26 protein-coding genes are annotated in these 25,719 nt (G+C 69.8%); 10 read left to right on the plus strand and 16 right to left on the minus strand.

Features of this window, described 5'->3' with window-relative positions; genetic code table 11:
• Positions 1-85: 85 nt before the first annotated feature.
• Together DW306_RS04965 and DW306_RS04970 are read left to right on the plus strand one after the other, a co-directional pair.
• Entirely contained in the window at positions 86-1,636 is a 1,551-nt protein-coding gene (locus DW306_RS04965; RefSeq protein WP_136054538.1) for an aldehyde dehydrogenase family protein, read from the plus strand.
• 104 nt (positions 1,637-1,740) lie between these two features.
• On the plus strand, positions 1,741-2,142 hold the full coding sequence (locus DW306_RS04970) for a DUF779 domain-containing protein (RefSeq protein ID WP_136054539.1): 402 nt from the start codon (positions 1,741-1,743) through the stop codon (positions 2,140-2,142).
• Between the two features lie 38 nt (positions 2,143-2,180).
• Here the strand turns inward: DW306_RS04970 and DW306_RS04975 are convergent, their stop codons facing one another.
• Genes DW306_RS04975 through DW306_RS05005 form a run of 7 tightly spaced genes read right to left on the minus strand, consistent with a single transcriptional unit; the run spans position 2,181 to position 8,513 of the window.
• On the minus strand, positions 2,181-2,936 hold the full coding sequence (locus DW306_RS04975; protein ID WP_136054540.1) for an ATP-binding cassette domain-containing protein: 756 nt from the start codon (positions 2,934-2,936) through the stop codon (positions 2,181-2,183).
• Positions 2,933-3,730: an ABC transporter ATP-binding protein gene (locus DW306_RS04980; protein ID WP_136054541.1), complete on the minus strand. Its 798-nt coding sequence runs from the start codon at positions 3,728-3,730 to the stop codon at positions 2,933-2,935. Before DW306_RS04980 ends, DW306_RS04975 begins: the two co-directional genes overlap by 4 nt.
• A complete protein-coding gene (locus DW306_RS04985) occupies positions 3,727-4,587 on the minus strand; it encodes an ABC transporter permease (protein ID WP_205814099.1) in 861 nt (286 codons plus the stop codon). Before DW306_RS04985 ends, DW306_RS04980 begins: the two co-directional genes overlap by 4 nt.
• Complete coding sequence (locus DW306_RS04990; RefSeq protein WP_136054542.1) at positions 4,584-5,546, minus strand: ABC transporter permease; 963 nt, start codon at positions 5,544-5,546, stop codon at positions 4,584-4,586. Before DW306_RS04990 ends, DW306_RS04985 begins: the two co-directional genes overlap by 4 nt.
• Positions 5,547-5,599: 53 nt before the next feature.
• Complete coding sequence (locus DW306_RS04995) at positions 5,600-7,096, minus strand: ABC transporter substrate-binding protein (protein WP_136054543.1); 1,497 nt, start codon at positions 7,094-7,096, stop codon at positions 5,600-5,602.
• 28 nt (positions 7,097-7,124) lie between these two features.
• The gene (locus tag DW306_RS05000; RefSeq protein ID WP_136054544.1) at positions 7,125-7,820 is read right to left on the minus strand and encodes a DUF1684 domain-containing protein; all 696 of its coding nucleotides are present in this window, start codon (positions 7,818-7,820) and stop codon (positions 7,125-7,127) included.
• A gap of 45 nt (positions 7,821-7,865) precedes the next feature.
• The gene (locus tag DW306_RS05005; RefSeq protein ID WP_136054545.1) at positions 7,866-8,513 is read right to left on the minus strand and encodes a TetR/AcrR family transcriptional regulator; all 648 of its coding nucleotides are present in this window, start codon (positions 8,511-8,513) and stop codon (positions 7,866-7,868) included.
• A gap of 65 nt (positions 8,514-8,578) precedes the next feature.
• Between DW306_RS05005 and DW306_RS05010 the strand changes: the two genes are divergently transcribed.
• A complete protein-coding gene (locus DW306_RS05010) occupies positions 8,579-9,874 on the plus strand; it encodes a glycosyltransferase (RefSeq protein WP_136054546.1) in 1,296 nt (431 codons plus the stop codon).
• A 243-nt stretch (positions 9,875-10,117) separates the two neighbouring features.
• Here DW306_RS05010 and DW306_RS05015 read toward each other — a convergent pair whose 3' ends face one another.
• Both DW306_RS05015 and DW306_RS05020 read right to left on the minus strand, forming a co-directional pair.
• Positions 10,118-11,239 (minus strand): hypothetical protein, encoded by a 1,122-nt coding sequence (locus DW306_RS05015; protein ID WP_136054547.1) that lies wholly within the window; start codon positions 11,237-11,239, stop codon positions 10,118-10,120.
• Positions 11,236-12,204, minus strand: a complete 969-nt coding sequence (locus DW306_RS05020; RefSeq protein WP_136054548.1) for a hypothetical protein — start codon at positions 12,202-12,204, stop codon at positions 11,236-11,238. The genes DW306_RS05015 and DW306_RS05020 overlap by 4 nt, the downstream gene beginning before the upstream one ends.
• Positions 12,205-12,274: 70 nt before the next feature.
• On the opposite strand from DW306_RS05020, the gene DW306_RS05025 reads away from it, so the two are divergent.
• On the plus strand, positions 12,275-13,288 hold the full coding sequence (locus tag DW306_RS05025; protein ID WP_136054549.1) for a hypothetical protein: 1,014 nt from the start codon (positions 12,275-12,277) through the stop codon (positions 13,286-13,288).
• Positions 13,289-13,322: 34 nt separating this feature from the next.
• Positions 13,323-13,679 (plus strand): hypothetical protein, encoded by a 357-nt coding sequence (locus DW306_RS05030; protein ID WP_240747064.1) that lies wholly within the window; start codon positions 13,323-13,325, stop codon positions 13,677-13,679.
• Positions 13,680-13,755: 76 nt separating this feature from the next.
• Here DW306_RS05030 and DW306_RS05035 read toward each other — a convergent pair whose 3' ends face one another.
• The gene (locus tag DW306_RS05035; protein ID WP_275092143.1) at positions 13,756-14,343 is read right to left on the minus strand and encodes an Lrp/AsnC family transcriptional regulator; all 588 of its coding nucleotides are present in this window, start codon (positions 14,341-14,343) and stop codon (positions 13,756-13,758) included.
• A 151-nt stretch (positions 14,344-14,494) separates the two neighbouring features.
• On the opposite strand from DW306_RS05035, the gene DW306_RS05040 reads away from it, so the two are divergent.
• Genes DW306_RS05040 through DW306_RS05060 form a run of 5 tightly spaced genes read left to right on the plus strand, consistent with a single transcriptional unit; the run spans position 14,495 to position 19,742 of the window.
• On the plus strand, positions 14,495-16,081 hold the full coding sequence (locus tag DW306_RS05040) for an ABC transporter substrate-binding protein (protein WP_136054550.1): 1,587 nt from the start codon (positions 14,495-14,497) through the stop codon (positions 16,079-16,081).
• Between the two features lie 11 nt (positions 16,082-16,092).
• Positions 16,093-17,154, plus strand: a complete 1,062-nt coding sequence (locus tag DW306_RS05045) for an ABC transporter permease (RefSeq protein ID WP_136054551.1) — start codon at positions 16,093-16,095, stop codon at positions 17,152-17,154.
• Positions 17,151-18,059 (plus strand): ABC transporter permease, encoded by a 909-nt coding sequence (locus DW306_RS05050; RefSeq protein WP_136054552.1) that lies wholly within the window; start codon positions 17,151-17,153, stop codon positions 18,057-18,059. The genes DW306_RS05045 and DW306_RS05050 overlap by 4 nt, the downstream gene beginning before the upstream one ends.
• Positions 18,056-18,910, plus strand: a complete 855-nt coding sequence (locus DW306_RS05055; RefSeq protein ID WP_136054553.1) for an ABC transporter ATP-binding protein — start codon at positions 18,056-18,058, stop codon at positions 18,908-18,910. Before DW306_RS05050 ends, DW306_RS05055 begins: the two co-directional genes overlap by 4 nt.
• On the plus strand, positions 18,903-19,742 hold the full coding sequence (locus DW306_RS05060; RefSeq protein ID WP_136054554.1) for an ABC transporter ATP-binding protein: 840 nt from the start codon (positions 18,903-18,905) through the stop codon (positions 19,740-19,742). Before DW306_RS05055 ends, DW306_RS05060 begins: the two co-directional genes overlap by 8 nt.
• A gap of 13 nt (positions 19,743-19,755) precedes the next feature.
• On the opposite strand, the gene ppk2 is transcribed toward DW306_RS05060, so the two are convergent.
• Genes ppk2 through DW306_RS05090 form a run of 6 tightly spaced genes read right to left on the minus strand, consistent with a single transcriptional unit; the run spans position 19,756 to position 25,708 of the window.
• Positions 19,756-20,565 carry a polyphosphate kinase 2 gene (gene ppk2, locus DW306_RS05065; protein WP_136054555.1) on the minus strand — a complete coding sequence of 270 codons (810 nt, stop codon included), beginning with the start codon at positions 20,563-20,565 and terminating at the stop codon, positions 19,756-19,758.
• Between the two features lie 38 nt (positions 20,566-20,603).
• Positions 20,604-21,587 carry a diacylglycerol kinase family protein gene (locus tag DW306_RS05070; protein WP_136054579.1) on the minus strand — a complete coding sequence of 328 codons (984 nt, stop codon included), beginning with the start codon at positions 21,585-21,587 and terminating at the stop codon, positions 20,604-20,606.
• Between the two features lie 5 nt (positions 21,588-21,592).
• Positions 21,593-22,441 (minus strand): galactosyltransferase-related protein, encoded by an 849-nt coding sequence (locus tag DW306_RS05075; protein ID WP_240747066.1) that lies wholly within the window; start codon positions 22,439-22,441, stop codon positions 21,593-21,595.
• Positions 22,438-23,457, minus strand: a complete 1,020-nt coding sequence (locus tag DW306_RS05080) for a glycosyltransferase (protein ID WP_136054557.1) — start codon at positions 23,455-23,457, stop codon at positions 22,438-22,440. The genes DW306_RS05075 and DW306_RS05080 overlap by 4 nt, the downstream gene beginning before the upstream one ends.
• Complete coding sequence (locus DW306_RS05085) at positions 23,454-24,593, minus strand: glycosyltransferase (protein WP_168429236.1); 1,140 nt, start codon at positions 24,591-24,593, stop codon at positions 23,454-23,456. The genes DW306_RS05080 and DW306_RS05085 overlap by 4 nt, the downstream gene beginning before the upstream one ends.
• Positions 24,590-25,708, minus strand: coding sequence for a glycosyltransferase (locus tag DW306_RS05090; RefSeq protein WP_168429237.1), 1,119 nt, complete (start codon positions 25,706-25,708; stop codon positions 24,590-24,592). The genes DW306_RS05085 and DW306_RS05090 overlap by 4 nt, the downstream gene beginning before the upstream one ends.
• Positions 25,709-25,719 lie beyond the last annotated feature (11 nt).

Here is a 25,719-nt window from a genome sequence, read left to right on the forward strand (position 1 = left end):
TTGCGCACCCCGGTGCAACGTCGCGCGACGTACGTTCGGGGAAAGCCGCAGAGCACCGACGCCGCGGCCCGTCGAAGGAGTCACGATGACCATCGTCGAAGAAGACGTGTCCACTGCCTACGCGGCCCCTGGCCAGCCCGGCGCCCTTGCGAACTACCGCGCTCGTTACGGCCATTACATCGGCGGCGAGTTCGTCGACCCGGTCAAGGGCCAGTACTTCGAGAACGTCAGCCCGGTCAACGGCAAGCCCTTCACCGAGGTCGGCCGCGGCACGAGCGAAGACATCGACCGGGCGGTCGACGTCGCTTGGAAGGCGTTCGCGAGCTGGGGCAAGACGAGCCCGGCGGAGCGCTCCGTCATCCTCAACAGGATCGCCGACCGCATCGAGCAGAACCTCGAGATCATCGCGGTCGCCGAGACCTGGGAGAACGGCAAGCCGGTGCGCGAGACCCTCGCCGCCGACATCCCGCTCGCCGTCGATCACTTCCGCTATTTCGCCGGCGTGCTGCGCGCCCAGGAGGGCGGCATCAGCCAACTCGACGAGAACACCGTCGCGTACCACTTCCACGAGCCGCTCGGCGTGGTCGGTCAGATCATCCCGTGGAACTTCCCGATACTCATGGCGGTGTGGAAGCTCGCGCCGGCGCTCGCCGCAGGCAACTGCGTCGTCATCAAGCCGGCCGAGCAGACCCCGGCATCCCTGCTGTTCCTGTTCGAGATCATCGGCGATCTGCTTCCGGCCGGGGTCGTGAACATCGTCAACGGCTTCGGCATCGAGGCGGGCGCGCCGCTCGCGCAGCACAAGCGCATCCGCAAGGTCGCCTTCACCGGTGAGACCACCACCGGGCGCCTGATCATGCAGTACGCGTCGCAGAACCTCATCCCCGTGACGCTGGAGCTCGGAGGCAAGAGCCCGAACGTGTTCTTCGAAGACGTCGCCCGTTCGACGTCGGACCCGTTCTACGACAAGGCGCTCGAGGGCTTCACGATGTTCGCGCTCAACCAGGGCGAGGTCTGCACCTGCCCGTCGCGTGCGCTCATCCAGCGCTCGATCTACGACGGCTTCCTCGCCGACGGTCTCGAACGGGTGAAGAAGGTCGTGCAGGGCAATCCGCTCGATCCCGCGACCATGATCGGCGCGCAGGCGTCGAACGACCAGCTCGAGAAGATCCTCAGCTACATCGACATCGGCAAGCAGGGCGGAGCCCGCCTTCTCACCGGTGGCGAGCGCGTCGACCTGGGCGGAGACCTCAGCGAGGGCTACTACGTCGAGCCGACCGTGTTCGAGGGCACGAACGACATGCGCATCTTCCAGGAGGAGATCTTCGGACCCGTGCTGTCGGTCACCTCGTTCGACGGTTTCGACGACGCCATCTCGATCGCGAACGACACCCTCTACGGCCTGGGTGCCGGCGTCTGGAGCCGCAGTGGCGACACCGCGTACCGCGCCGGCCGCGCGATCGAGGCGGGTCGCGTCTGGACGAACACGTACCACCAGTACCCGGCGCACGCCGCCTTCGGCGGATACAAGCAGTCGGGCGTCGGACGCGAGAACCACAAGATGATGCTCGACCACTACCAGCAGACGAAGAACCTCCTCGTTTCGTACGCGGAAGGCCCGATGGGCTTCTTCTGAGTTCGATCGGTCGTTGAGCGAGCGAAGCGAGACGAAACGCGGGTCCGCGCGGGACGGCGTTTCGTCTCGTTCCTCGCTCAACGAGCAGCAGCGAAAGGCAGGACATGGTCACCATCGGCACGTATCAGCGGGTGGACGTGACGGATGCCGCGGCATCCCTCGTCCGTGATCTCACGGTGCAGCACGGCCCGCTGATGTTCCATCAGTCCGGAGGATGCTGCGACGGATCGTCGCCCATGTGCTACCCGATCGGCATGTTCATCACGGGACCGGGTGACGTGCTGCTCGGCAACCTCGACGTCGGCCTCGAGCAGCCCGTCGAGATCTACATGTCGGAGTCGCAGTTCGAGTACTGGAAGTACACGCACCTCACGGTCGACGTCGTACCGGGTCGCGGCGCGGGTTTCAGCGTCGAGGGCCCGACCGGCATGCGGTTCCTCATCCGATCGCGGATGCTGAACGACGCGGAGCTGGAGTACTTCGGGCTGGCCTCGCCGGCGTCGTGAGGGCGACCTGCCTGGTTCGGCCGGGATGCCCGCGGCGCTCAGCGCGGCAGCCGCGGAACCGCGTCGACCAGCGCCCGGGTGTACGGGTCCTGCGGGGCGTGGAGCACGGATGCCGTGGGTCCCTGCTCGACGACCCGACCGTTCTGCAGCACGACCGTGCGGTCGCAGGCCGAGGCGATCGCCGTGAGATCGTGCGACACCATCACGAGCGACAGGCCGTTCTCGCGTCGCAGCCGGTCGAGCAGCTCCAGCACCTGCACCCGCGTCGTGACGTCGAGGGCGCTCACCGGCTCGTCGGCGAGCAGCACGCGGGGGCGTGAGACCACAGCGCGCGCGATCGCGATGCGCTGACGCTGTCCGCCGGAGAACTCGTGCGGGTAGCGGCGAGCGGTGTCGGCGGGCAGGCCGACCGACTCGAGCGCCTCGGCGATCCGACGCTGAGCGTCGGCGCCTGAGGCGAGGCCCAGGGAGCGGAGGGGTTCGCCGATGATCCGGTCGATGCGCTGGCGGGGGTCGAGTGACGAGTACGGATCCTGGAACACCGGCTGCACGCTCGCGCGGAAGCGGCGCATCTGCGTGCGGTCGCGCAGCGAGAGAGGCTCGCCCTCGAACAGCATCTGACCGTCGCGTGGTGCCGAGAGGCCGAGCAGCAGCCGCAGGATCGTCGACTTGCCCGCGCCCGACTCGCCCACGAGGCCGAGCGAGTCGCCCGCGTCGAGACTCAGCGAGACGTCGTCGAGCACCCGCCGCGATCCATAGGCGAAGCCGGCCGCGCGCAGCTCGAGGAGGCTCATCGGCCGGTCTCCTTCGCGTCGAGGAACGCGTCGAGCGCGCGGGCGCTGTCGACCAGCATCCGCGTGTACGGCTCGGCCGGCGCCTGCAGCACCTGTGCCACGGAGCCCGCTTCGACGACGCCGCCGTTGCGGAGCACGACGATGCGGTCGACCATGCGCGACACGACGGCCAGGTCATGGCTGATGAACAGCAGCGCCATACCGCGCTCGGCGACGAGGCGCTCGAGCAGGGCGAGCACGCCGTCCTGCACGGTCACGTCGAGCGCGGTCGTCGGTTCGTCGGCGATGAGCAGCTGCGGGCGGGCCGCGAGGGCGATGGCGATGGCCACCCGCTGCCGCTGACCACCCGACAGCTCGTGCGGGTAGGCGCGCGCGATGCGCGGGTCGGAGAGCGCGACCTCGTGGAGCGCGGTGGCGACAGCGCTCGAGAGCGCCGCACCGCGCAGCCCGAGGTGACGGCGCAGCGGCTCGGCGATCTGGCGGCCCACCCTCATCAGCGGGTCGAGGGCGGTGAGCGGCTCCTGGAACACGATCTGCGCGACGGGACCGCGGAGCGGCCGCAGGTCGGCATCGCGACTGCCGACGACCTGGTGTCCGTCGAGGAGCACCGACCCGGACGCTGCGAGCGCGTCGGGCAGCAGACCCGTGACGGCGAGCGAGGTCAGCGACTTGCCTGATCCGGATTCGCCGATCAGCCCCAGCCGCTCACCCGGGGCGAGCGAGAACGAGATGTCGCGCACGAGTGCGGCGGATGCCGAGCGGACCGTGAGCCCGGAGACGTCGAGCAGGCTCATCGGCCCCTCCTGCGGGTCGGGTCGGCGAGGTCCCGCAGACCGTCGGCGAGGAAGTTCACACCGAGCACGAGTGCGATGATTGCGATGCCGGGAGCGATGGCGCCGACGGGAGCGGCGAGCACGGTGCCCTGCGCCTCCTGCAGCATCCGCCCCCAGGAGGCGTTGGGCGGAGGGGCTCCCAACCCGAGATACGACAGGCTCGCCTCGGCCAGCACGGCGGCCCCGAACTGCAGCGCGAGGCTCACCGCGAGGGTGGGGGCGATGTTCGGCAGCACGTGCTGGAAGACGATGCCGAGCACACCGGTGCCGCTCGTGCGCGCCGCGGTGATGTACTGCTCCTGCAGCACCCGGCGCGCGAGGATGCGCGTGAGGCGGGCGACGACCGCCGACATCGCGAGCCCGATCGCGAGCACGGCCGACCACAGCGATGCGCCCTGCACGGCGACGACGAGCATCGCGAGCAGCAGCACCGGGAAGGCGATCACGACATCGAGCCCGGCCGAGAGCGTGTCGTCGACCCAGGGGCGGGCGAACGCGGCGACCAGTCCGATGATCGTGCCGAGGACGGCGGCAATCGCGACGGCGCAGATGCCGACGATGAGCGCGATCCGCGCGCCCCACATCAGTTGCGAGAACAGGTCGCGTCCCAGACGGTCGGTGCCGAGCAGGTGCAGGGCGCTCGGCCCCTCGAGACGGCTGCCGCTGGTGTCGGCGAGCGGGTAGGGGAGCCAGAACAGCGAGACGAGGGCGATCAGCACGATGATGCCGGTGAGCACGATCCCGATCAGCAGGGTCGCCTTCGGGCGCCGCCGCACGGGGACGGAGCCGGTGATCAGCTGTTCGGCGACGCGGCTCATCGGTTCCCCGAGACGCTCGAGCGCAGGCGCGGGTCGATCAGGCGCTGCACGATGTCGGCGGCGAACCCGACGAGCAGCACGAAGAGCGTGCTGACGACGAGGACGCCCTGGATGACCTGGAAGTCGTGCTGCTCGATCGCCGAGAGCAGCAGGCTGCCGAGCCCGGGAAGCGTGAAGACGCTCTCGACGACGACCGCGCCGAGGAGTGTCGTCGACAGCTCGATGCCGAGGATCGCGACGACGGGCACCGCGCCGTTGCGCACTCCGTGACGCAGCAGAGCCTCGGCCATGCCGGAGCCTCCGGCGCGAGCGGTGCGCAGGTAATCGCTGCCGAGCACGTCGAGGGTCGCCGACCGGACGTAGCGGCTGAGCGACGCGCTCATGACGATCACGATCGTGATCACGGGCAGCGTGAGCGATCGCAGCGCGTCAGCGGGATCCTCCCAGTCGTCCCGGGGGAACCCGCCGGACGGCAGCGCGCCGAGCCCGAGCGCGAAGATCCAGACGAGCACGACGCCCACCCAGAACACGGGCACGGCGACCCCCAGCTGCGCGAACCCCGAGAGCACGATGCCGTACCAGCGGTCGGACTTCACGGCGGCGGTGATCCCGATGAGGAGAGACACGAGCAGCGCGACGAGGAACGCGATGAGCGTGAGCGGAAGCGTCACCGCGAGGCGGGCGGCGATGTCGGGCCCGACGGGACGCGAGCTCAGGAAGGATTCGCCGAGGTCGAAGCGGATCAGCTGCCCCGCCCACGTCGCGAACTGCTGCAGCAGGGGCTGATCCGAGCCGACCTGCGCGCGGGCCGCCGCGATCTGCTCAGGGGTCGCGTTCACCGAGAGCAGCGCGTTGGCCGGGTCGCCGGGAAGCAGCCGCAGCAGCACGAAGATCGCGATCATCGCGACGACGAGCGACACCACGAGGAACGCGAGGCGGCGCAGCAGGTAGGCGAGCATGGCTTCTCAGGATGGAAGAGGGGGATGCCGACGCGCGGCATCCCCCTCGCGCGTCAGGACTTGACGATGTCGTAGGCGAAGAACTGCGAGTTCAGGCCGTTGACGGGGTACCCGCTGAGATCGCTCGAGGCGACCACGATCTGCGGATACAGGTACAACCATACGCTCGCGGCATCCTCGGCGATCTTCTCGTTGACCTGCTTCAGCAGGGCGGTCTGCTCGTCGGTCGTGGTGGCCTGCTCGGCCGCGGCGACCCATTGCTGCACGTCGGCGTCGTCGTATCCCCAGTAGAAGTCGGGGTTGCCGTACCAGACCACGTCGCGGTCGTTCACGTGCTCCTGGAGGGTGGCCTCGAAGTCCTGCTCCTTGAAGACCTTCGTGTACCACTCGTCGGCGCTGATCGTGTTGATCTCGACGGTGATGCCCACCTCGGCGAGCTGCGACTGCAGGAACTCGGCCACGGCGGGGTGCGGGTCGTAGCTCGGGGTGTCGAGCGTGAACGTGAAGCCGTCGGCGTAGCCGGCCTGCGCGAGCAGATCCTTCGAGAGCTCGACGTCGTAGGGGTTCACGTTCGTGAGGTCCTCGTACCAGGGGTCGGTGGGTGGCACCATCGAGCCGATCAGCGTGCCGTAGTCGCCCCAGATCGACTCGAGGAGCTTCTTCGTGTCGATCGCGGAGTAGATCGCCTTGCGCACGAGCGCGTTGTCGAAGGGAGCGACGCGGTCGTTGAACGCGAGCAGCTCCTTCGTGGTCGAGGTGCCCTCGCTCACGACATAGTCGTCGGAGTCGAACTGCGCGAGCGAGTCCGGGCTCTGCACGCTGGTGATGACGTCGATCTCGCCGGTGAGGAGCGCGTTGTTCTCGGCCGTCGCGTCGGTGAAGTACGTGTAGACGACCTCGCCGTTCTTGGCGGGCTCGCCCCAGTAGTCGTCCCAGCGCTCGAGGGTCAGGGTCGAGCCCTTCTTCCACTCGTCGAGCGTGTAGGGGCCGGTGCCGTCTTCCGTGCTGGTGATGTCGCCGGCCTCGTCGTTCACGATCCAGACGTAGCTGAGGTTGTAGAGGAACGAGATCGACCGCTGCGACAGGGTGAACACGACGGTCTTGTCGTCGGGGGTGGCGATGTCGGCGATCGTCTGGAAGCTCGACTTGCGGGCCGAGACGGAGTCCTCGGCGGTGACGGCCTCGACGCTCGACTTCACGTCGGCGGAGGTGAGCGGGTCGCCCGAGTGGAAGGTCACGTCGTCGCGCAGCGTGATCGTGTAGGTCAGGCCGTCGTCCGACACCTCGGCGTCCTCGGCGAGCAGCGGCTCGACCTCGCCGTCGTCGGTCAGCCGGTACAGGCCTTCGTAGACGTTGCCGGTGAGCGCCTCGGTCACGCCCTGTCCGCCGCCCTGGGTGTTGCTGAGGTTGGTCGGCTCGTACAGCGACCCGATGAGGATCGTGGCGTCTTCGCTCGCGGTGGCGTCGTCGCTCGTGCCCGACGCGCAGCCGGCCATGAGGGCGAGCGTGGCGACGGCGCCGAGCGCGCCGAGGATGCGGGTTCTTCTCATGAGTACTCCAGGGTGAGCGAGTGCGGCGTCACGCCGCGTAGATGTCGAAGCCGTCGCGGAACACGACGTTCTTCTCGCCTGCGCGGATGGGCAGGGGGAAGCGGTTGGATGCCGGGGGCAGGGGGCAGTTGTACTGGGCGCTGAACCCGCAGGGCGGCACGAAGGCGCGGTTGAAGTCGAGGACGACGGTGCCCTCGTCATCGCGCAGCTCGACGAACAGGAAGCGGCCGGACCCGTAGGTCTCCGAGCCGTTCGTCTCGTCGCCGAAGACGAGCAGCAGGATGCCGCCGTCGTCGAAGGCGGCGAGCGTGTACTCGCGGCCGTCGAGGTCGAAGCGGATGTCGCCCGGCACGACGAGCTCGCGCGAGCCGCCGTTGTCGCGGATGTGCTCGAACGGCACCCGGCGATCGCCGGACACGGGGGTGAAATGCCCCTCGAGCACCCAGGCGGGGTCATAGTCGTAGGTGTCGATGCGGTCGAAGGCCCGGATGGCGGGTGCATCCGCGTCCCACCGTCGCAGACCGTGCTCCGCCGCACCGGTCTCGATGTTCGTGCGGTGGATCGGCGTGACCGTCACCGTGTCGGATGCGGTGCGCTGCTCGCCCTCCAGGTCGGGGCGTTCGCCGGTCCAGCGGGTCTCGATCAGCGCGAGATTGCCGGTCGCCGAGGTGACGGAGGCGCGGCGCTCGGCCTGCCAGGTGGTGTGATCTTCGCGTTCAGACATCACCTTCCATTCTCTTGCATGCAGAACGGGGTGGGGTCGGCGTCGTCACTCGGAGTAACGCGGCGAGAGCTCGGCGAGGACGGCGGCCCGGAGCCAGGAGGCGTAGCGGTCGGCGGTCCAGCCCGACTGGGCGACGAGCTGCTGATAGCTCTCGGGCGAGATCAGGAACGAGATCGCGTCGGCGGCGGCGTCCGGGTCGTCGAGATCGCGGGCGATCCCTCGCCGGACCGTCTCCGCCACCAGGGTGCGGAGGTCGGCGCGGCGTCGCTCGAGCATGCCGCGGAGGGCGTCGTCGACGACGGGGTCCGAGAGGGCCGCGCCGAGAAGCACCGTCCAGATGGCGTGCCCGCGGGCGTTGGCCGCGGTGATCTGCGTGAGGACGGCGTCGAGGAAGACCTCGTCCGGCAGGTCGAGCACCCCGGACGCGACCTCGGTGTCGGTGAGGCTCGCGGCGGCCTCGGAACCCGAGAAGGTGACCTCGAAGGCGGCGATCAGCAGCTCGGCCTTCGACGCCGTCGTCTTGACGGTCTCCGCCGAGACCCCCGCCTCGCGGGCGATGGCCGCGATCGTCGTCGCCTGATACCCCTGGCCGGCGAACAGGAGTGCGGAGGCCGCGATGATCCTCGACCTCGTCTCCTGCGCCTGGCGCGCCCTCAGCTCGGATCGGTAGGCGCGGGGAACGGCTTCAGGCATTGACTTTCCTCAGAGGGTGATGAATACTTCAACGGTACATTCGATCTTTGGGGAAAGAAACCGCCATGTCCAGTTATCTCATCACCTGCACGCCCGCCCACGGTCACGTCATGCCGCTGCTGCAGATCGCCCGCCACCTCCTGAGCCGGGGTCATGAGGTGAGGTTCCTCACCAGCACCCGCTACGCCGACCACGTCGCCGCGGCCGGCGCGCGCTTCATCCCGCTGCCGGACGAGGCCGACGTCGACCTCGACGACGCCGACGGGGCGTTCCCCGAGCGCGTCGGGCTGACCGGACCCGCGGCCCTGCGCTTCGACATGAGCAACCTGTTCGTGCGGCCCGGCGCCGCGCAGCTCGCGGTCGTTCGTGCCGAGCTCGCGGAACGGCGGATCGACGCGGTGCTGACCGAGCCGCTGTTCGTGGGAGGAGCGCTGCTGCAGCTGCTTCCGGAACATGAGCGTCCGCCCGTGGTCGTGCTGGGCATCTTCCCGCTCGGCGCGCGGAGCCGGGATGCGGCGCCCTTCGGCCTCGGCGTGACGCCGATGCCCGGTCCGATCGGGCGGCTGCGCAACGCGATGCTGCGCACCGTCGCGGAACGCGCGATCTTCGGCGGCATCCAGAAGGAGGCCGATGAGATGGCGCGGAGGGAGACGGGCCGCGACCTCGGCGGCTTCGTGCTGGACTGGGCCGGCCGCGCCGACGCCTACGTGCAGTTCACGGTTCCGGAGTTCGAGTACCCGCGCTCCGACCTTCCGGAGTCCGTGCATTTCGCGGGCCCCCTCCCCGCACCCGTGTCGACGGTCGTGCTGCCGGACTGGTGGGCCGACCTCGACGGCACGCGGTCCGTGGTCCACGTGACCCAGGGCACCATCGCGAACTCCGACTTCGGTCAGCTGGTGGAGCCGACGATCGCCGCGCTCGCCGCATCCGACAGCATCGTCGTGGTCTCGACCGGTGGCCGGCCGGTCGATGTCCTGCCCGCCGATCTGCCGCCGAACGTGCGTGTCGCCGAGTACCTGCCGTATGACCGGCTGCTGCCACTCGTCGACGTGCTCGTGACGAACGGAGGGTACGGAGGTGTGCAGCAGGCGCTGACCCACGGAGTCCCCATCGTCGTCGCCGGGCAGACGGAGGACAAGGTCGAGGTGTCGGCACGGATCGGATGGTCGGGCGCGGGAATCAACCTGCGCACCACGACGGTCGCTCCGGCGCAGGTGGGGCGGGCCGTCGAGCGGGTGCTGGCCGATCCCGCGTACCGCGCCCACGCCGAACGGATCGGCACGGCGATGCGGGCGTCGAACGCATGGGACGCCCTCGACGGCGTGCTCGACGAGCTCACCTCGCGCTGGGCGCTGTCCTGACTCGAGCCGCCGTTCCGGGCTCACGCCCGCAAGCGCATTCCGGTGCATGGACGCAACCGCTTGCAACGTCGTCCGGTATACCATTCACCTATGCGCCGAGCAGCGTCAGTCCCCAGCTGACCGCGGGCGCGGACGGCGCAAGCCGTCCTGCGGAGGGAGAGTCGATCTTCTTTCGATCCCGAGGGGGGATGGGGTGGGAGTTCGGTCCCCAGCCGACACCCACCCCCACACTCTCTCCGCGTGTCAGTTCAGCCGGCTCCAGATCCAGAACACGACGAAGCCGATCACGACCAGGATCGGCACCCACGTCACCCTCCGCTTCAGGCGGCGCCCCTGCGGCGCCACGCCCGGCGGGGGTGTGAGCATGCCGACCGGCGGAGCGAACGGCAGCTGCGCGCCCACCTGCGGAGGGGCGGATGCCGCGCCCACGGCATCCGCGTTCTCGGCGAGCAGGCGCTCGTCACGCCACCGCGCCCACTGATCGAACTTCGTCAGGAGCGCGCCGACGGCGCCGAACAGCCACGCCCAGGTGGCGGGATCGAGGGTCGACACCTTGCGCTGCGTGTACAGGAACAGCCAGTCGTCGACGATCTCGACGTCGAGCTGAGCGGCGTTGTCGATGAAGCGCGCCATGATGTCGGGCGTGAACAGATACAGCGCATCGCGCTCGTAACCGGTGGGGCAGTAGAGCGTGAAGTACTGGTCGAAGTCGCCTTCGAGCGAAAGGCGCTGCTCCTTCTCGAACGACGCCGGCAGGTTCGAGCCGAAGCCGTTGTTGCCCTTCGCATCGAGCACGATGTTCGGCAGCGGCACGTCGAGCTTCACGGCGACGTAGCCCCAGCGATACGTCGTCGAGTTCTTCCCGGACTGCACCGTGTACTGGTAGTTGCCGAACTCCACGAAGCGGGGTCGGGTGCCGCGGATCAGATCGGTCGACTGGCGGGAGCGGCCGAGGCTGAAGATCATCCCGGGAAGCGGCGGATCTGCGACCTTCGCCTCGTACGTCATGCCGTTCGCCTGGGCGAAGAGGTTGAGCCGATAGCGGATGGCCTGCGCGTTGCGCACCCCGATCACGATCATCACGATCACGCCGACGACGACCAGGCCGATGAGCACGATCGGGATCACGGCGATGCCCGGCGAGCCGCTCGCCGACGCCAGGCTGAGGATGATCGTGACGAGGAAGGGGAGCATGATGAGCCCCGCGACGATCGCCACCACGATGCCGATGATCGTCGAGGCGCCCATGCTCGACCCCTGTCGCGCGCGCAGGTCGGCCGCGAACGCCCGCACGGCCGCCGCGTCGACGGGCTCGGTCAGCGGACGGGCGTCGAACGTGATCGGCGAGGACTGGGGTGTCGTCATCGGTTCACCAGATCGGCATCCCAGGTCAGGTCGGTGCCCTCCGGGATCTGCAGTGCTTCGAGACGGTCGTCGGCGCAGATCTCGCGGATGAGGTCGACCGGACCGGCGACGATCGTCGAATCGAAATCGATCTCCGACACCATCACCCAGGCTCGATCCTCCGGCCAGAGGATGCTGGGGCTCAGTGCCGCCGGCGGGAAGCCGTGCTCCTCTGCGGGCCGGTCCCGCCACGGCACCTGCTGCACCCACTCGGGATCGGCGAAGACGCGCGGCGGCGCCGAGAACAGCACATGGTCACGGTCGGGGAGCGAGAGACGCGGTCCTTCGGAGATCTCGCGCGACAAGATGCCCTCCTGCCAGGTGGGCTTGCGGAAGACGTTGTTGAACGGGTCGTGCGTGCTGCGATCGAGCATCGCCTGGTGGTTCGGGTCGTCGTCGACGGTGAGGAACGCCCGCGACGGCGTGTGGCCGAAGAAGCCGAGCAGGCCGCCGTATCCCTCCCAGACAGCCGCATACCCGGCATCCGGAGTGCTCGTGTGGGCGACGAGGTGCCCGGCGATCACCGAGAGCAGCGCCGCTCCGAGCTCGCCCTCGATCGGCGCAGTGAACTCACGGGCGTCGGGAGAGATGCGCTGACGCCAGTCGCCGTCGGCCGGTGTGCGGACGATCCGGTTCCACTGCGCGAACGGATGCATCGTGGTGCCGAAAGCCGCGGCGGTCTCGGCCCAGGTCGCGGGTGCGTCGACGAACTGCTCGAGGAGCCGCTGCTGCTCCGCCTCCGGCATCCGCTCCCACTCGTCGGACGTCGGCACGGCCCGGTCCGGCAGCGACCGCACCACAGCCGGATGGAAGATGCGGGCATACGCGGGGAAGCCATGAGGGACGACCCCGTGCATCGTCGCGGGGGTGTCGTCGAGGCGCTCGCGAAGCCACGCCCCGGCACTCGTGTCTGCGATCCACTGCATGCGACCACGGTACCGGCGATACGGTATGAGTCGTGTGGAAGAGAGCCGAACGCCTCGGGGGAGACGTCTCATGGTGAATCCGGTCCAGGTCGGCCCCGGCGAGCATGTCTTCGGCCGGCATCCGCTGCGCATCTTCGTCGGCGCGCTCGTGCTCGCCGCGGTGCTGTCGGTCGCGGCGCTGTTCATCCTGCCGCAGTTCCTGCCGCGGACCATGAACATCTCGACCCGCGGAAGCGTCGTGCTCGTCGTGGCGATCGGGCTGACCATCGCGGTGTTCGTCGGAGCGTTCTGGTTCCGCAACATCCGGGTCGTCGTGCGGCCGGACACCGTCGAGATCGGGCGAGCGGGCGCCAGGGAGACGTTCCCTCGGGCGACGACCGCGTTCCGTTCGAAGATCACCGAGCACCGCACCAACGGCCTGCCCAGCGGAACGACGCGTGCGCTCGTCGTGTACAGCGGCGACCGCGAGGTCACCATCGAGCTGCCCGGTTTCACGAGGACGACGTTCAACGAGCTGATGGCACAGTTGAATCCGATCGCGCCGCCGCCGGTCGCCGACCCCGTGGAGGCGGCACGAGCGCGCGCGCACCTGCCGTCCTCGTTCGTCATCGACGCGACCGGTGAGCGCCGATTCGCCTCGCGCCTCACGATCGTCGCGGTCGCGTTCTTCGCGGTCAGCCTCGCCGTCGGCCTCCTCGCCGCCGTGCCGGGGTTCCTCGACAGCGAGCTCTCGGCGCTCGTGCTCATCGTGCCGATGACCGCGATCGCCGGGATCGGCTTCACGATCGGTGCCGTGCAGCGGCGGCGCCTCGTGCGCTCGATCCCCTCGCGGGTGACGGTGAGCACACAGGGCATCCGTCTCGACGAGGTCGATCAGCCGTACGCGCAGCTCACCCGCATCTGGATGACTCCGCCCGCGTATCCGGTCCAGCGGATCCGGTTCGAACGCGCCGGCGGGAAGCGCACGACGCACCTGCTCGCGTCGTCGCGCGTCGCGCTGACCCCGGAGTACACAGATCTGCTGCTCGCCGTGCGCGCGCAGACGGCGCACTTCCCCGGACTGCTCTCGCTCGACCTCGAGTGACCGCGGAGCCGGTGGCATCCCGCATAATCGAGGGGTGACTGCCACTGCGACGCTCCCCTCCCTCGACGGCCGCCGATTCCGGATGGTGTCGTCCACCACCTCGGCGGTCGACCCCGCGGCCCCGAGCGTGTTCGAGTACTTCGAGCGCGACGGGGCGATCTGGGGCGGGTACGAGGGAGACACGGTCACGTTCGGCAAGTTCGTCGGCACCCGCACCGGCGACACGATCTGGGTGTCGTTCGTGCACGTGCTCGTCGCCGACGGCACGGTCGTGACCGGAGATGGCGAGAGCGAGCTGGAGCTGACCGACGACGGCCGCATCCGCCTCGTCGAGCACTACGAGATGCACGGCCTCCCGCAGCTCAGCGTGTGCGAGGAGATCGCGGGCTGACACGTTTCGTCTCGCTGGCGCTCGCTCAACGACCGGTCGTTGAGCGAGGGAGCGCCAGCGACCGAGACGAAACGCTCTAGCGCGGCGGCAACGCGTCCCGACCGGGTGACGCCGGCGTCCAGCGCGTCATCCCGAGGGGAACCTCCAGGCTGCGCTCGGGCAGGTCGGCGGGGAGCAGGTACGGGCGGCGGATCACCTCGTCGAGCACCACGACGCTGACGACGGTGCGCACCTCGGGCAGCTGTGCGATGACGCCGGTCGAGAACTCGTGCACGCCGCTGACGTCGACGGCGCGGATCAGGAGCATCGCGTCGTGCTCGCCGGTGGTGATCGCGCACCATTCGACGTCGGGCATCTCGAGCACGCGCTCGCGGAACGACGCCCAGGCCTGCGGCAGCACAGTGACGAACACGAGAGCGCCGATCGAGAGGCCGGCTTTGGCCTGATCGACCCGGGCGCTGAACCCGGTGATGACCCCGTCGTGCACGAGCGACTCGACGCGGGTGTAGGCATTCGCCCTCGAGATGCCCACCTTGTCGGCGAGTGCGGCGATCGAGACACGACCGTTATCGCGGAGCACATCGAGGATTCTGTACGCGATGTCGTCCAGAGGGGCAGCAGTTCGTCCAGGATGCCGCGACTGTTCCGCTTCCTTGCTGGACATATTGCTCCTGACATCTGAGGTTCTGGACAGAGCGTGCCGGTGTGACGCACTGTCGCTGGACACATCGTCGCATATGATGCGAATCTGATCACCGGTCGTCCACTTCGGACCCGGCCGTACCCGAATGTACTCCTCGCCTCTGGAGGCTCTCATGTCGTCACGTCGCAGCACGTCAGTCATCGCGATCGGAGCCGTCGCGCTCCTCGCGCTCGCCGGTTGCTCGGGAGGCAACTCCGCCAACAACGGCGACCAGTCCTCGGGCTCGGACTCGCTCGTCATCGACACCGCGTTCTCGATCGAGACCACCGACCCGGGCCATACCTACGACCCGACCGGCAACATGATCGCGAAGGCCCTGTACGAGACGCTCGTCGACTTCGAGGGCTCCGACGTCTCGACGCCGGTTCCGGGACTCGCCTCCTGGGAGCAGAACGACGCCGCGACCGAGTTCACCTTCACGCTCGAGGGCGACCGCGTCTTCTCCGACGGCTCGCCGATCGAGGCGAAGGACGTCGTCTTCACCCTGCAGCGCATCCAGGGCATGACCGAGGCCAAGCCGAACTTCCTCCTCGGCGGCCTCACGATCACCGAGGTCGACGACAAGACGATCTCGTTCGTCTCCGAGACCCCGCTGCTGCAGCTGCCCGCGATCCTCGCGAACCCGGCGCTCGGCATCGTCAACTCCGACGTCGTGATCGAGAACGGCGGCACCACCGACGGCACCGACACCGCGCAGGAGTTCCTCGACGGCGAGTCCGCAGGCTCCGGCCCGTTCGTGCTCGACACCCTCGACCTCAGCTCGCAGGTCGTGCTGACGAAGAACGATGAGTACAACGGCGACGAGGAGTCGGCCTACTCGCGTGTCGTCGTGCGCAACGTCTCGGAGAGCGCGACGCAGCTCGCCAACCTCAAGGGCGGCGACTCGATGGTCGCGATGGACCTGAACGGCGACCAGGTCGCCGGTCTCGGCGACGACCTCACCGTCGAGTCGGTCCCGTCGGGCCAGACGATCTTCCTGCTGCTCAACCAGTCGGATGCCGTCGCCGGCGAGCTCGCCAACGTGAAGATCGCCGAGGCGATCCGCTACTCCCTCGACTACGACGCGCTGCTCGAGCTCGCGGGTGCCGGCGCGGTCCAGGCGACCGGCGTCATCCCGCCCGGATTCGAGGGCGCCCTCGAGACCGGAGTGGAGCAGGATCTCGACAAGGCCAAGGCCGCACTCGCCGAGGCCGGCTACACGGGCCAGACCCTGACGCTGCAGTTCCCGAACGACTACCCCGTCGGCGGCGTGGAGTTCACCCCGCTCGCCGAGCGCATCCAGGCGCAGCTCGAGGATGCCGGCATCACGGTCGAACTCGCTCCGGCACCGTTCGCGACCGAGCTCGACGCGTACGTCAACGGCACCGAGGGCTTCGGCCTGTGGTTCTGGGGTCCGGACTACGCCGACTCCGCGAACTTCCTGCCCTTCGCTCCGGGTCTGAAGGTCGGCCTCCGCGCCGGCTGGTCCGCCGAGGCGAACCCGGAGATCGCGGGCATCGCGGCGGGCGCCGCCAGCGCGACCGACGAGACCGTGCGCGCCGACGCCTTCACCTCGTTCGCCGAGGCGATGCAGGCCGAGGGCCCGTTCGTCCCGCTGATCGTGCCGGGTCGCAACATCGCCACCGCGGGTGACGTCGACGGCGCCGTGTACAACTCCGTGTGGGAGATGGACATCGCCGAGATCACGCCGGCCGGCTGAGCGGCTCTCTCATGACGACGGTGGCGGTGCAGAGGCAGGCGCAGCGGCGCAGATCGCCTCTCGTCGGGTACCTGCTGCGGCGGGCCGGCACCTCCCTGCTCCTGTTGGTGGGCGTGACGATCGTCACGTTCGCGCTCACCAACCTGGTGCCGGGAGACCCGGTCTCGGCGGCGCTCGGCGAGGGCGCCTCGCAGAACCCTGAGACCCGCGAGGCGTTCATCCGCGCGCAGGGTCTCGACCAGCCGCTGATCGTGCAGTACTTCATCTATATGGGGAACCTGCTCCGCGGGGACCTCGGGAGGTCGCTGGTGACCGGTCGCGCGGTCACCAGCGACCTCGCCACCGCCGTGCCCGCCACGATCGAGATCGCGATCGGCGCCATCATCCTGAGCCTCGTGGTCAGCATCGTGCTCGGCACTCTCGCCGCCTACCGCCGCGGACTCGTCACCGACCAGGTGATCCGCGTGGTGACTCTGGTCGGTCTGAGCGTGCCGACCTTCTGGCTGGCACTCGTCAGCTTCTACGTCTTCTTCCTCGAGCTGCGCATCGCGCCGGGATCGGGACGCATCTCCCCCTCGATCACGCCGCCGCCGCGCGTCACCGGCCTCTACACCGTCGACTACCTCCTGAACGGCGACGGCGTCGGCTTCTTCGATGCCCTCGCCCATCTCGCGCTGCCCGTCATGGTGCTGTCGCTCGTGACGATCGGCCTGCTGACGCGGTTCATCCGCACCTCGGTGCTCGAGGTGCTGGGCAGCGACTACGTGCGCGCCGCACGCGCCAAGGGCCTGCCGGCCATGCGCGTCATCCTCGACTACGTGCTGCGCGGTGCCTCGCTGCCGATCCTGACGATCGTCGGCGTCGCCTTCGGGTCGCTGCTCTCGGGCACGGTGCTCGTGGAGTCGGTGTTCGCCTGGCCGGGCCTCGGCACCTACGCCTACAACTCGGCCGCGAACCTCGATCTGCCCGGCATCATGGGCGTCGGTCTCGTCGTCGGAGTGATCTACCTCCTCATCAACTTCGTCGTCGACCTGCTCTACGGCGTCCTCGACCCGAGAGTGAGGATCGCATGAGCCGCATCGCCGCCGCCACCCCGGCCGGGCGCTTCCGGTTCCGCTGGCCGCGCGCCTGGCGCACCCCGCTCGGCATCATCGGCACGGTCATCGCCGGCGCCTGGATCATCGTCGCCTTCACGGCGCAGTGGTGGGTACCCTTCGGTCCGAACGCACAGGTGCTGCCCCGCCTGCAGCCGCCGGGGGTCGACACACTGCTCGGCACCGACGGCAACGGCCGCGACATCTTCTCCCGACTGATGACGGGGGCGACGGTCAGCCTCCCGCTCGCGCTGATGCTCGTGATCGCCGCCATGATCATCGGCACCGTGATCGGCGCGCTCGCGGGCTACTTCGGCGGATGGCTCGACGAGACGCTCATGCGCATCACCGACCTCTTCATGGCATTCCCGACCGTGATCCTCGCGATGGTCGTCGCGGCATCCCTCGGCCCGTCGCTGTTCAACGCGGTCATCGCGGCGATCGTCGTGTCGTGGCCGCAGTACTCGCGTGTCACCCGCAGCATCGTGCTCAGCCTGCGCGGGCAGAACTACGTGATCGCGGGGCGACTGCTCGGCCACTCGCCGCTGCGCACCCTGTTCGTCGACATCCTGCCGAACATCGCCGGACCCGTGCTGGTGCTCGCGACGCTCGACATCGGCGCGGCGATCCTGCTGCTCTCCGGACTCTCCTTCCTCGGCCTCGGCGCCCAGCCGCCGACGGCGGAGTGGGGCTCGATGATCTCGGGGGCGATGCAGAACTTCGACGCCTGGTGGCTCGGCGTCTTCCCGGGACTCGCGATCCTGACGGTCGTGCTGGCGTTCAACTTCCTCGGTGACGCGATGCGCGACGTGCTCGACCCGACCGCCGAGGTCGTGCACGAGAAGAAGGACGAGCACCAGACGTCGGCGGGGGTGTCCGCATGAGCGCCCGTGCCATCGCGACGCGGGATGCGACGCTCAGCATCCGCGACCTGACGATCGACATCGGCCGCCCGCTCGTGCGGGGTGTCTCGCTCGAGCTGCTGCCTGGCCGCATCCACGGCCTCGCCGGCGAATCCGGATCGGGCAAGACCCTGACCTCGCTCGCCGTGCTCGGACTCCTGCCGCGCCAGGCCCGTACGGGCGGATCGATCACGCTCGCGGGGGAGGAGCTCATCGGCCTCGGCCGTCGCGCGCTCAACCGTGTGCGCGGCAAGCGCATCGCAATGGTGTTCCAGGACCCGTCGGCGTCGCTGCATCCGCAGCTGCCGGTCGGTCGCCAGCTGACCGATCACATGCGGGTGCACCTGGGGCTCAAGGGGCCGGCCGCCCGGGAGCGCGCCGTCGAGCTGCTCGAGACCGTGCAGGTGCCCAATCCGTTCGAGGCGCTGAAGCGCTACCCGCACCAGTTCTCCGGCGGTCAGCGTCAGCGCATCGCGATCGCCTGCGCCCTGGCGTGCGATCCCGAGGTGCTGCTGGCCGACGAGCCGACCACGGCGCTCGACGTGACCGTGCAGGCCGGCATCCTGCAGCTGCTGCGCGATCTCGCGATCGAGCGGAACCTCGCCGTGCTGCTCGTCACGCACGACCTCGGCGTCATGAGCGCGATCGCCGATGAGGTCGCCGTGATGAAGGACGGCGTGATCGTCGAGAAGGCCGATCGCGCGACCCTGTTCCGCGATCCGCAGCACGAGTACACGCGGATGCTGCTCGCCGCGCTTCCCGGTTCGAAGATCGCGGATGCTGCGCCCGTCGAGAGGGCGGATGCCGTGGATGAGGGGGATGCAGATGAGTGAGATCGCCGTCCTCGACGCGCAGGACGTGGTCGTGCGCTACCCGGGCAACCCGCCCGTGATCGCCGTGAACGGGGTGTCGCTCCAGGTCGCGCCGGGCGAGACCGTGGCGCTCGTCGGCGAGTCCGGCAGCGGCAAGTCGAGCCTCGCCCGCGCTGTCGTCGGCATCGAGAAGACCGCGGCAGGCACGGTGCTCTTCCGCGACGCACCCGTGGCGCCCCTCGGCATCCGTCGTCGTGCGAAGGCGCTCACCGGCATCCAGATGGTGTTCCAGGATCCGTCGACGTCGCTGAACCCGCGGCGCCGCGTCGGTGACCAGATCGCCGACGGCATCGCCACCGCTCGCGCCCGCGGCGCCGAGGGGTCGACCGTCGCCGAATGGCTCGAGCGGGTCGGGCTGCCCACCGCGTCGGCCACGCGCTTCCCGCACCAGTTCTCGGGCGGGCAGAAGCAGCGCATCGCGATCGCGCGAGCCCTCGCGGCTCGGCCCTCGCTGCTCGTCGCGGATGAGCCGATCTCGGCGCTCGACGCGTCGACCCAGACGAGTGTCGCCGCCCTGATGCGCGACCTCGTCGCGGAGTCGGGAGCGGGGATGCTCTTCATCTCGCACGACCTCGCCGTGGTGCGGCGCATCGCCGACCGCACGTTCGTGATGTTCGCCGGCCGCGTGCTGGAGTCCGGTCCGACGGATCAGGTGTGGTCCGCGCCGCAGCATCCGTACACGCGTGCGCTGCTCGCCGCGATCCCCGAGCCCGATGGCGCCGGACGCATCCCGGCCGCACCCTCGGTCGGCGACCGCGAGGTGTGGTCCGAGATCCCGGCCGTCCTGAACTGAGGTCGGACGCGCCTTACAGCGCCGCGGCGTGATCCGGGACGAAGCGGATGCCGTCGATCGGCGGGCGCGGCTTGCCGGCGGCGGCAGGACGATCGGGGAAGTGCACCTTCTCCGGATCGAGCCGGCGGTAGGGGATCTGGCTGAGAAGGTGACTGATCGTGTTGATCCGGGCGGCCTTCTTGTCGTCGCTGTCGATCGACCACCAGGGCGCATGCTCACGGTCGGTGACCTCGAACATCGCGTCCTTCGCCTCGGAGTAGTCCTCCCACCGGGTGAGGGACTGCAGATCCATGTCGGAGAGCTTCCATCGCCGCATCGGGTCGTTCAGACGCGAGCGGAACCGCTTCTCCTGCTCGGTGTCCGACACGGAGTACCAGTACTTCACCAGGATGATGCCGTCGTCGACGAGCATCTGCTCGACCACGGGAACCTGCGCAAGGAAGCGGTCGTACTCCTCGTCGGTGCAGTAGCCCATCACCTTCTCGACGCCGGCGCGGTTGTACCAGGATCGGTCCATCAGCACGATCTCGCCCTTGGTGGGGAGACGTTCGATGTACCGCTGGAAGTACCACTGCCCCTTCTCCCGTTCGGTGGGCTGCGGGAGGGCGACCACTCGGGCATGCCGTGGGTTGAGGTACTGCATCACCCTCTTGATCGCGCCGCCCTTGCCCGCGGCATCCCGACCCTCGAAGATGACGAGCACACGCGCGTCGGCCGCGATGACCCACTGCTGCATGCTGACCAGCTCGATCTGAAGGCGCCGCAGCTCCTTCTCGTACTGCTGCGTGCCGAGGCGGGAGGTCTTCTTCTTCTTGCCGGTCATGTGGTTCTCTCCATCGTCCGGGTTCGACCCCGGAGGTCTCATTCGGCGGGCACGCGGACCGTGAGTGCGCCCGGTTCGATCCACGCGTGGAAGGCGGTCGCCGTGCCGAAACCGTCGCCGTCCAGTTCGATCGCCTCGGGCCGGGACAGGCGTGCGGTGAAGCGCGTGCCGGTCTCGTAGTGCAGGTCGTCGTCGTCGCGGTGCTCGCCGGCCAGCGCTCGCCCGGCCTTGGTGCGGCGGAGCACCCCGTTCGTCCAGACGACCTTCCACCACACGCGGATCCACCCTGCGGCGCCACCCGGGCGCATGAGCATCAGGTCGAGCAGCCCGTCGTCCACGACGGCATCCGGCAGCAGCAGGATGTTCGCCGGGAGAGACCCGCAGTTGCCGACGATGACCGTGTGCAGCGTCGCGCGCCTGGGCTCGCCGTCATCCAGGCGGTACCGCATGTGCAGCTCGTCCGGGTCGCGCAACGAGGTGACGATCGCCTTGAGGTACGCGGCCCATCCGGCCTTCGCCTTGAGATCCTCATCGGTGTTGTCGATCATCTTCGCGTCGATGCCCATCCCGGCCATGACCACGAAGACGTGCCGCGTGCGCGTGCGATCCTCGCGCTCGATGTCGATCACGCCGAGATCGATCGGACGATCGCGGCCGGTGAACGCCACACGGACCGACTCGGGCATGTCGTCGAGCGTGAGGTCGAGGTTCCGGGCCAGCAGGTTGCCGGTGCCCGACGGCAGCAGGGCGACGCGGGCGCCCGAACCGCGGACGGCTTCCGCGACCGCACGGACCGTGCCGTCGCCGCCCGCCGCGATGATCAGGTCGGCGCCGTCGTCGAGCGCCTGCCGGGTGACGCCCTGGCCGACGTCGTCGACCGACGTCTCGTACCAGGTCGGTTCGGCCCACCCCGCGGCCTCCGCCTCGGCGGTGACGGCGGCGCGCAGCGCGTCGAGGTCGACCTTGACGGGGTTGTAGACGACGGCCGCCGTCTGACGGGAGTTCTCGGATGCCACGGGCATGCCTTTCACGAAATACTGTACTGATCGGGAGATTGTCGCACGCGGCGGTAGCCGCCGTCATGGGCTTCGACGACACCGGCATCCACGAAGGCGTCGATCCAGCCGCCCATCGGCCACTCGCCCCACCGGTCTGCGAAGAGGGCGCCGTTGCGCAGGATGTCGTCGAGGTGACGCCACGGGGGCGAACCGGCCGGATGCCACTGGTGGTAGGCGTGCGCGCCGCCGACCCACTGCAGTCCGATGCCGAGCGAGCGGGCGCGACGGCCGAGGTCGGTGTCCTCGGCCCCATACCCCTCGTACACCTCGTCGAAACCGCCCAGGCGCGTCCAGGTCGCGGGGGTCACCGCGAACGACAGCGACCAGAACAGGTCGTACTCGCGGTCGGTGGCGGGAACGACGGTGCCGTCCGCGGGCAGCGGACGCACCGGATGCGGGCGGGTGAGGGCGTCGAGATCGTCGAGGGTCGTCGGGCGCTGCACGCTCTCGAGGTAGGTCACCGGTCCGCACAGCAGGTCGTCGGGGTGGGCGCGGGCCGCATCGACGTATCTCTCGAGCAGCCGTGATCCCGGCAGGCAGTCCACGTCGAGGAACACCAGGAGGTCGACGTCGTGCTCCATCGCGGCGCGGGCGGCGGCGTTGCGCGCCGCGCCGACCCGCATGCCGTGCGGCCCCGGCGGCACGTGCACGGTCTGCACGGCGGGCGGTGCCGGCGGCAGCTCCGCGTCGAGCCAGGCCTCGATGCGGACGACCTCGACCTCGGGCGCCGGTATCTCGTGGAGGAAGCGACGTTGGCGGTGCAGATGGGCCAGGCGATCGGCGGATGCCGGGGTGATGACGGCGATGCGGACGGTCACGCCGCCACCTCCTCGATGACAGCCGCCGCGCGAGCGGCTGCTCCAGCGACCCGCCATCCGTCCCAGCGGGGCGACGTCGACGCGGCGCGATGCACGAGCTCGACGAGCTCCTCGGGTGAGACGTCCTCCGCCGCGGTCAGGGCGTAGCCGTGCGCGGCCAGCACGCGGGCGGTGTCGTCCTGCTCTCCGAACGGACGCTCCTGCGCGATGACCACGGCGCGGGCATCGGCCGCGGCGAGGTCGGCGATGCCGTTCTGACCGGCCGCGCTCACGACGACCGTGGCGCGGCACAGCAGCGGCCAGACGTCGTCGACCCGATCGTCGTCGCCGGCCCCTGCGGTCTCGACGATCCAGCCCGCAGCCTCCAGCAGCGCGATCGCCCGCTGCAGGCGCGGCGCATCGAGGGTGCGGCTGAGGAAGAGCACACGCCGCTCGTCGAGGTCGGGGGCGGCGCCCGCATCACGCGCGCGGCCGTCGTAACGCGACACCGCGCCGACGTGGTGGACCCGGTCCGCACGATCCGCGAGCTCGACCGCTTCGATCGTGCCTTCCGCCCACGGCGTGAGGATGCGGTCGGCGAGGTCGTAGCCGAGTCGGTGCGGGGCGTCGGTGCGCTCGCCCGGCTGGGCGAGCACGACCGTCGGCACCCCGAGCAGACGGGTGAGAATCGTGACCTCGACGCTCACGTCGACGACGAAGGCGGCGACCGGCTTCCGGGCGATCCACTCCGCGATCACCGCCAGACGCTCCTGGTGGCCGGGGTGACGCACAGGCGCCCAGTGCAGGGCGCCGCCGGCGGTGACGTCGCCGAGCTCCCGGGCGTCGCGGCGGATACCATCCGTCCCCACCACCGGATGCGCGTCCGACGGCAGCTGCACCCAGGTCGTGCCGGCGGCGAGCGACGCAGGTTCCGGCAGGGTCGAGAACACCGTGACCTCGCCGTGGAGATGGGCCCGGATCGCCTGCATCCGGGTCACATGGCCCCAGCCGTGATCGTGCACGTACCAGCCGATCATGCGCGGACCGCCTCGGCGACGTCGAGCGACGCGAAGACGCTCTGGGCGGAGACGGTGAGCACACGCTCGATCTCGCGGTGCTGCCGTTCGAGCGAGTAGCGCGATGCGGCCGCCGCGCGCACGCGCCGCCGGGCGACGCCGGTGCCCGAGTGTCGGGCGAGCGACGTCGCCGCGTGAGCGAGCGCGTCGACATCTCCGGCGGGCACGATGGCGGTTCCCGGCATCCCGGCGAGCACCTCGCTCGTGCCTCCGGAGTCGAAGGCGGCGACGGGTGTGCCGGTCATCAGGGTCTCGGCCATGACGAGACCGAAGGGCTCGGACCAGACCGGGGTCACCAGCGCGACCGACGCGGCGCCGACGAGGTCGCAGAGCTCGGTGTGCCGCAGCGCGCCGACGTAGTCGATCCCGTCTCCGAGGAGCGGCTCGACCTCGCGGGCGAAGTAGGCGGCGTCGCCGACGCGCCCCGCCAGTTGGAGACGCGCGCCGGCACGACGAGCGGCGAGGATGGCGAGGTGCGGAGCCTTCTCGGGGATGATCCGTCCGAACCACACCCAGCCCTCGCCTCCCGCTCCCAGACTCCATTGCGCCGTGTCGACGCCGTTGGGGAAGACGAAGGCGTCGACCCCTTCGGCGGACCACGCGCGCGCGGTGTACTGGCTGACCGCCAGGAAGCGGTGCGGCGACGACCCGTCGAGAGCGTTCGAGGCGATCACGATGTCGGACAGCGGCGGGGTGTGCAGGGTCGTGACGACCGGCACGCCGATATCGCGACTCCAGAGGATCGGATCTCCGTGGAGGCTGTGGTTGTCGACGACGTCGACCCGGGTCGCGGGCGCATCCAGCCACTCCCGCACGCGTTCGAAAGCCTCGGTGAGCACGCGACGATGCCCCTCGGGGAAGTCGGTGTCGGAGGAGTCGTGCGCGCGCTGCCAGCGAGGGCGGGGAAGGTGGAGCGCGGCGTCGGCGCCCAGGAAGTCGGAGCCCTCGGCCGCGCACAGCTGGACATCGTGGCCCTGCCGGCGCAGCCAGCGCACCCGGTTCCAGACCACGGTCTCCAGGCCGCCGGCGTGGGGCTCGCGCAGCAGATGGCGCTCCGGGGCGACGACCAGGATGCGCAGCCGCTCGGCCGCGCTCACGCGAGGACTCCGGCGCACGCGGCCGCGTACAGCTCGGCGTGCGCCGCGCGCACGGACGAACGTTCGGACCGCCGTTCGAGACGGCGCCGTTCGATCAGTGCGGGGCGCCCCGCGGCGTCTGCGGCACCCGAGACCTCCCGCACGGCATCCGCGAGCGTGCGGGCGTCGTCGAGGTCGACGGCGGTGAAATCGGACGGATGCTGCGCGCCGATGTGCCCCACATCGGTGCCCGCCACGCGGACGCCCAGGTCGTAGCAGAGTTCCACCCAGCCCGAATGCGTGCCGTGATGGTAGGGGAGCACGAAGAGGTCGAGGCCGACGAGCCATCCCTCGATCTCGGCGTCGCTCAGGTGCGGGGTGCGCCGCAGGTGCACGGCCGGGTGCGCCTCGGCGGCCGCGATCACCCGGGCGGCGGTCTGATCGTCGCGGACGTGCTCGTTCATCAGCACGTCGACTTCGGCGACGAGGCCGTCGTCGAGGAGCAGGGAGACCGCATCGGCCGCGGCACGGACAGCGCGCTCGGCATCGATGTTCGGGCGCAGATCGCGCAGGTGGATGCCGACGCGGATGGCCCCGTCGCGGACGGCCGGCGCGTCGACCGCGTGCTCGAGGAGGGTCGGGTGCGCGAGCACGCGGCTCCGGCGTCCCCAGCGCCGCTCGATCTCGACCGCCGTGCCGGGCGTGAGCGTGAGGAGGTGATCGGCGGCGGGCACGATCACGTCGAGCAGCGCGCGGTACGGCTCCTGGTCGATCAGCTGCGGGTTGTCGAGATCGTGCACGGTGTAGACGACCGGACGGCCGACTCGTCGTGCGGCATCCAGGGCGGCGCTCAGCTCTCTAGTCGAGAACGACTCGAGACCGAAGTGCACATGCAGCACGTCGTAGTCGGCGGCGCGCGCGGTGAGCCACTCCGCGGTGAGCGCCACCGGCGGCCACCACTGCCCGACCGGAGCTCCGGGGACGGGGGGATCGGGCAGCACCTGCACCAGCCGGGCGTCGGTGATGGCGCGCACGTAGGGGTGGGCGGCGGGGATCGAGGCGACGCGGATGGGGTCGAGTTCGGTGAGGATGCGGTTCTCCTGAGGGTGACTGAGTGCCGTGAAAGCGCGTGCCACGATGCTGGAGC

The sequence above is a fragment of the Microbacterium sp. K24 genome (assembly GCF_004794465.1).
Lineage (GTDB): Bacteria > Actinomycetota > Actinomycetes > Actinomycetales > Microbacteriaceae > Microbacterium.